Genomic DNA, 5,254 nt, shown 5'->3' with positions numbered 1-5,254 from the left:
ATCATCTTCGATGATGCCGACATTGACGGTGCTGTTGACGGTGCGGTCCAGGCGAAGTTCCGCAATGCCGGCCAGACCTGCGTTTCCGCGAACCGCATTTACGTCCAATCGAGCGTTCACGATGAGTCCGCCGAGAAATTGTGGAGAAGGTCCGGCACTTATCAGTGGTCCGACGTCTACTCCCGGAGCGAAGCCGTCGCCAACCCAAGATCGAGTCCCACATCGCAGATGATAATTCGATGCGGGGCCGAACGATAAATATGCATGCTTTGGCCACCCCGAGGCAGGGCTCATTGAGATGATCCGACCGCCTTGGAACAAAGATGGGGTAGAGCAGATGAAGCGTTGGCAGCGTGTCTCCATTCGACGCGAGCGCTTAGGATGGGATCACGATCATTCGCATCACGCGCAGCCGCAAGGGCGATGCCATGGCTACTTTGGAATCGTTGAAGTGGTTTGAGCCGGACAGTCACAAATACACCCGTTACGCCGCGGCTCAGGAAACGGGGCGGCGTCCGGCGGTGGAGGTGCTCGCTGACTTAAAAAGGGTGCGGGCAGTCGTTGCGCTTGAGAGCGACGACATTTGGGATCCGGCACGGGGTGACCTGCTGCCAATCGGCAGTTAACAGGGTCCGACAAAAGTGTGCACAACATGCTGCTGAAGTGGCCTCCGGAAGCGCTACCGGAAGTTACGCGTCTTGAACTTGATAGGGTCGATATGGTCATACTGCATCGACGATGTCGCGCCCCTTCGGCATGCCGCGCGGATCGATGCCCGATCCGCCGTGATGAGCCTCGTCCCTCGGCCGTGCGGCAACGGAAACGGCGTCTTGCGGTTTCCCACGCTGGCCAGCCCGGCCGACAGATCGGTCAGCTCGTGGGCGACGAGGTGCACCACCTCCTCTTCCGTCGGATGCGTCCGCGGACGCCGAGCATGGCCGAAGCAAGAAGCACGCGCCGGAATTTCTCGAGAGATCTTGACCCAGACGACGACGTTTGCCGCACCCGTCTCATCCTCCAGAGGAACATGAAGCCTTTGGCCGAGCCCGGCCGCTGCCGGACCAGCACCAGGCCGGCGGCCTCGAGCCAGCTTCTGCCTCGCGCCTGCATAGCATCCTGACAGGTCACGGTGCGGCGCCGGTTAGGCGGCACGCCGATTTTGGCAACGCTAGCCTGTGAACTGAAGAATGAAGGTCGGACTTGCGGCACATCGATTAGGTTCAAATGATAAGTTGCTGCCCGGCGAGGTCGTTTCAGCGCATCTCGACTGGTGGGTCGGCAAGACAATGCGGAACGGAAATGATCGCAGGCGTAAAGGACGGCTTTCGGGGCCGGAAGCTTCAGGCCTGGAACCGGACCCCAGTTTGGCGCAAGCATCGTGGCCTCCGCCCGGTCAGGCATTCACCGGCTCGCGAAATGCCAATTGATTCTGCTTAACCGGGCATACCTAAACGGCCACTTGCGTTCCGATCTCGACCACACGTCCGGTCGGGATCTGGAAATACTCCGTCGCGTCGGCGGCCGTGCGCGCCAAGCCGATGAACAGCTTGTCCTGCCACACCGGCATGCCGGAGTTGGGTGACGCCTTGAGCGAGCGACGCGACAGGAAGAAGGACGTCGTCATGATGTCGAACTTCCAACCCTGCTTGCGGCAGATCGCCAGCGCACGCGGGATGTTAGGCTGTTCCATGTAGCCGAAGGTCAGTGTCACCCGCATGAACAGCTCATTGATCGTTTCCATCTTGATCCGCTCGCTGTCGGGCACCACGGGCTGCTGCGCCGTCACCACAGAGAGGATGACGTTCTGTTCGTGCAGCGCCTTGTAGTGCTTCAGGCTGTGCATCAACGCGGTCGGCGCACTGGCGGGATCGCTGGTCAGGAACACGGCCGTACCGGACACCAGCTGCGGTTTCTTCTTCAACAGATTGCCCGCAAGGAAATCGAGCGGAATCTGGTTCCTGCGCGTCTTGTCAAATAGATACCTGCTGCCTCTTATCCAAGTCCACATGGTCATCACGATCACTGCGGCAATGGCAAGCGAGGCCCAGCCGCCTTCGAATACCTTGACGATGTTAGCTGCAAAGAAGCCGGTATCGATGAAGACGAACACCGCCATTAAGGCTATCGCGACGCCGAGCGGCCATTTCCAGATGCGCGTCATCACAACAAAAAGCAGTATGTTCGTCACCAGCATATTGCCGGTCACCGAAATACCGTAGGCCGAGGCCAGCCGGCTGGATTCGCCGAAGCCGACCACCAGCAGCATCACCACCAGCGCCAGCATCAGGTTGATGCGCGGCAGATAGATCTGGCCCGACTGTTTTTCCGACGTGTGCTGGATGACGAAACGCGGCAGCATGTTGAGCTGTACCGCTTGCCTGGTCAGCGAAAAGGCGCCGGAGATCACCGCCTGGCAGGCGATCACGGTCGCCGCCGTGGCAAGCACGACCATCGGAATAAGCGTCCAGCCCTGGTTCATCTCGAAGAACGGATGACCGACAACGCCGCCATTTGCCAGCACGAAGGCGCCTTGCCCGACATAATTGAGCAACAGACAAGGGAACACGATCGCCAGCCAGGCGAGCACGATCGGCTTGCGGCCGAAATGGCCGAGGTCGGCGTAGAGCGCCTCGGCTCCGGTGACGGCGAGGAAGACTGCACCAACCGTAACGAAGGCGACGTCAGGCGAGTTGACCAGGAACGACACGATGTAATGCGGGCTGATTGCCAGCAGGATTTCCGGGTCGTCCATGATGTGGTTGAGCCCGGAAAGGCCGATGGCCAGGAACCACAGCGCGGTAACGGGTCCGAACACCAATCCTACGCCGCCGGTGCCAAACCGCTGTACCGCAAACACGATCGCCAGGATGGCCAGTGTCAGCGGCACCACATAGGGCTGGAACGTCGGCGTGACGACATTCATACCTTCGACCGCCGACAGTACCGAGATTGCCGGCGTAATGACGGCGTCGCCAAAAAAAAGCGCCGCGCCGACGATGCCGATGCCGATGCCGATGCCGAGGATCACCGCAGAGCAGGTCGGGAAACTGTTGCGCGCCAGCGCCATAAGCGACAGCACTCCGCCCTCGCCTCGATTGTCGGCGCGGAGCACGAACATGATGTATTTGATCGTCACGGTGATCGTCAGGGACCAGATGATCAGCGAGAGTACGCCGAGGATGTCGCCACGGCTGGCGACGTTGCCACCCGCTGATGCATGCAACGCCTCGCGAAATGCATAGATCGGGCTGGTGCCTATATCGCCATAAACGACACCTAGTGCGCCCGACATCAGCGCCTTGGTGCTGTGCTGCTCGACCTCAGAATGGCTCGATTGTTCGACAGGTTCTGCCTCGTTACCAGCATTGGTAAGGGCCATGGACGACACTCCGATAAGCGCGCGGTGCTCTACGCTTGCTGCACTGCAATATCAAGTTCCGTCACGTAATGTCTGCCGTCTCGCCTGTCGTTGCTCGCCTTGGTAGACTCGCCAGCCCGCAGCCCTACCGAGCAGCAATAGCGCCCCGGCAGAACCCTCAATCGCCCAGATCAATGAATGGTTATCGCCCACAGTGCCCCCCCGCGATGCGGCCGATGGCGACCAGGGTGTCGTGGGCGCACAAGGATGGCGCTTTCCTGATGACGCCGTGCTCCAGGTGTGATCGCACCGTTGCTGCGCAAGCCATTTACTTGCTCGTCCCAGCGAGGACCGTGGCCAACTGGAACGCAGGGCCACGCCGCTCACCGGCCGCACTTTGCGGCGCAGATAACGATTCGATCTCCGCGGCGAGATTCTGGTTGAAGAAGCCACCAAGCTTGTCGAAGGACACACGGTCGTAATATCGACATGCCAGTATCCGCAACCCAGAAAAGCTCCTTGGGCTCCGCTGCGCGCGCCACGAACAACCCGATCTTCTCTGCGAAGAGGACGCCGTAATCCTTCAGGTTGAAGCCAAACCGGGGGGCGGCCGTGACGTATGGGCGAAGGGCTAGGAGGCGGGTTCGGTGAGGAACGGCATTGATGTCCACGCCGTCTCCTGGAAAGACAGAGGAATGCGGTGTCACCGACTGGCGCCGGAGGTTGATCCGGTGATTAGGAGGAGCACTCGTTGTCGGATTCTCGACGATGTCGGACATCTGACACAACGCTGCCAGAGCGATCACGTTGTTCCGAAACGATTTTCCCAGTTGGCACGACAATTGCGGTCCTATGCGCAAAAGCACTGCGATGCCGCACCGACTGGAAGAACTCATCAATGATCACGCTTTTCGAACATGTGGGCGCCGCTACCAACACTAAGCGTTCCCGATCAAACGGAAGCCTCTATCCCTTCTTTCTGAAGGCTGTCCGGACATGAACGCATTTGATGTCCGTCCAACGCTGGATGCTCCCGACGACGATCTCTATCTTTGGCTTGAAGATGTGGAAGGCGAGCGGGCACTTGCCTGGGCCGCCGGCCAGTCGGCAAAGACCCTGAAGCACTTCAGTGGAACGCAGTTCGAGCGCGACCGCGCGACTCTGAAGGCAGGCCTGTTCCCTAAGCGGCGTCGCATCTCCCCCGGCCGAGTCGCATGGCTTGAATCCGATATCAGGGCTTGGATGGAAACTAGATCTGAGAGCCGCACCGCATGAATGTAGCCTCCCAATATCTTCTCCCGTCTGTGGCGCATCACGAAGCCGGGCACGCGGTGGCCGCCATCGTTTTGCACCGTCAGATGTTCGACGACGACCGTGAACTCCCTGCTTTCTCAAGTGTTAGTATTTACCCCGACGCCGGTGACGGAGAGTGCGGTGGTTTTGTCGAAGGCACGGTTTTCTATTCAGCGCAAGGATTCACCTCGGAGCTAAAGCCGATTTTCGAGAACGATATGGATCGACATTTCCAACGCGATGAAGCGATCCAAGAGATAGTTGCGTGTCTGGCAGGTCCTTTTGCAGAATCCGCATTCGAAGGCTATCTGGACCCGCGCGATATGGCGATGAATGCGTCCGATGGGAATGAGGGGAGCAGCGACTACGCGGATGCCAAGCGAATCTATGGTGAGTTGCGGTTCCTGATGCCGCGCCGCCCCCGTTGGAGGCGGATCGAAGATCGCACGGCCCGGCTAGTACTCGATCACTGGTCAGCCATCGAAGCATTGGCCGCGCATTTGCTGGTCAAGCATGATCTCCAATTCGATGAGGCTCTGACGATTGTTGCGCCGCATCTTCCGCCCATGCCAGCAGCTACGCCGCCAGAGCGTCATCCGCAGC

4 protein-coding genes and 2 pseudogenes are annotated in these 5,254 nt (G+C 59.6%); 4 read left to right on the top strand and 2 right to left on the bottom strand.

Features of this window, described 5'->3' with window-relative positions; all coding sequences use genetic code 11:
- Both EOA32_RS32625 and EOA32_RS32620 read left to right on the top strand, forming a co-directional pair.
- A pseudogene (locus EOA32_RS32625) lies at window positions 1–141 on the top strand (aldehyde dehydrogenase family protein); the annotation flags it as partial.
- 287 nt (window positions 142–428) lie between these two features.
- Window positions 429–626: a hypothetical protein gene (locus EOA32_RS32620; RefSeq protein WP_063169285.1), complete on the top strand. Its 198-nt coding sequence runs from the start codon at window positions 429–431 to the stop codon at window positions 624–626.
- A 53-nt stretch (window positions 627–679) separates the two neighbouring features.
- Here the strand turns inward: EOA32_RS32620 and EOA32_RS32615 are convergent.
- Window positions 680–1,140: pseudogene (locus EOA32_RS32615) on the bottom strand (OB-fold nucleic acid binding domain-containing protein); the annotation flags it as partial.
- Between the two features lie 307 nt (window positions 1,141–1,447).
- On the bottom strand, window positions 1,448–3,379 hold the full coding sequence (locus tag EOA32_RS32610) for a potassium transporter Kup (protein ID WP_126080677.1): 1,932 nt from the start codon (window positions 3,377–3,379) through the stop codon (window positions 1,448–1,450).
- 975 nt (window positions 3,380–4,354) lie between these two features.
- Between EOA32_RS32610 and EOA32_RS40675 the strand changes: the two genes are divergently transcribed.
- Both EOA32_RS40675 and EOA32_RS32600 read left to right on the top strand, forming a co-directional pair.
- Window positions 4,355–4,633 (top strand): AlpA family phage regulatory protein, encoded by a 279-nt coding sequence (locus EOA32_RS40675; protein ID WP_063169289.1) that lies wholly within the window; start codon window positions 4,355–4,357, stop codon window positions 4,631–4,633.
- On the top strand, window positions 4,630–5,254 hold a 625-nt coding region (locus tag EOA32_RS32600), incomplete at its 3' end, for a hypothetical protein (RefSeq protein ID WP_133372567.1). The genes EOA32_RS40675 and EOA32_RS32600, both read left to right, overlap by 4 nt.

The sequence above is a fragment of the Mesorhizobium sp. M1A.F.Ca.ET.072.01.1.1 genome, from assembly GCF_004023325.1.
In the GTDB taxonomy this organism is placed as follows: Bacteria; Pseudomonadota; Alphaproteobacteria; order Rhizobiales; family Rhizobiaceae; genus Mesorhizobium.
Note: the sequence above shows the minus strand (reverse complement) of the source record. Positions and strands in the feature narration are given on the sequence as shown.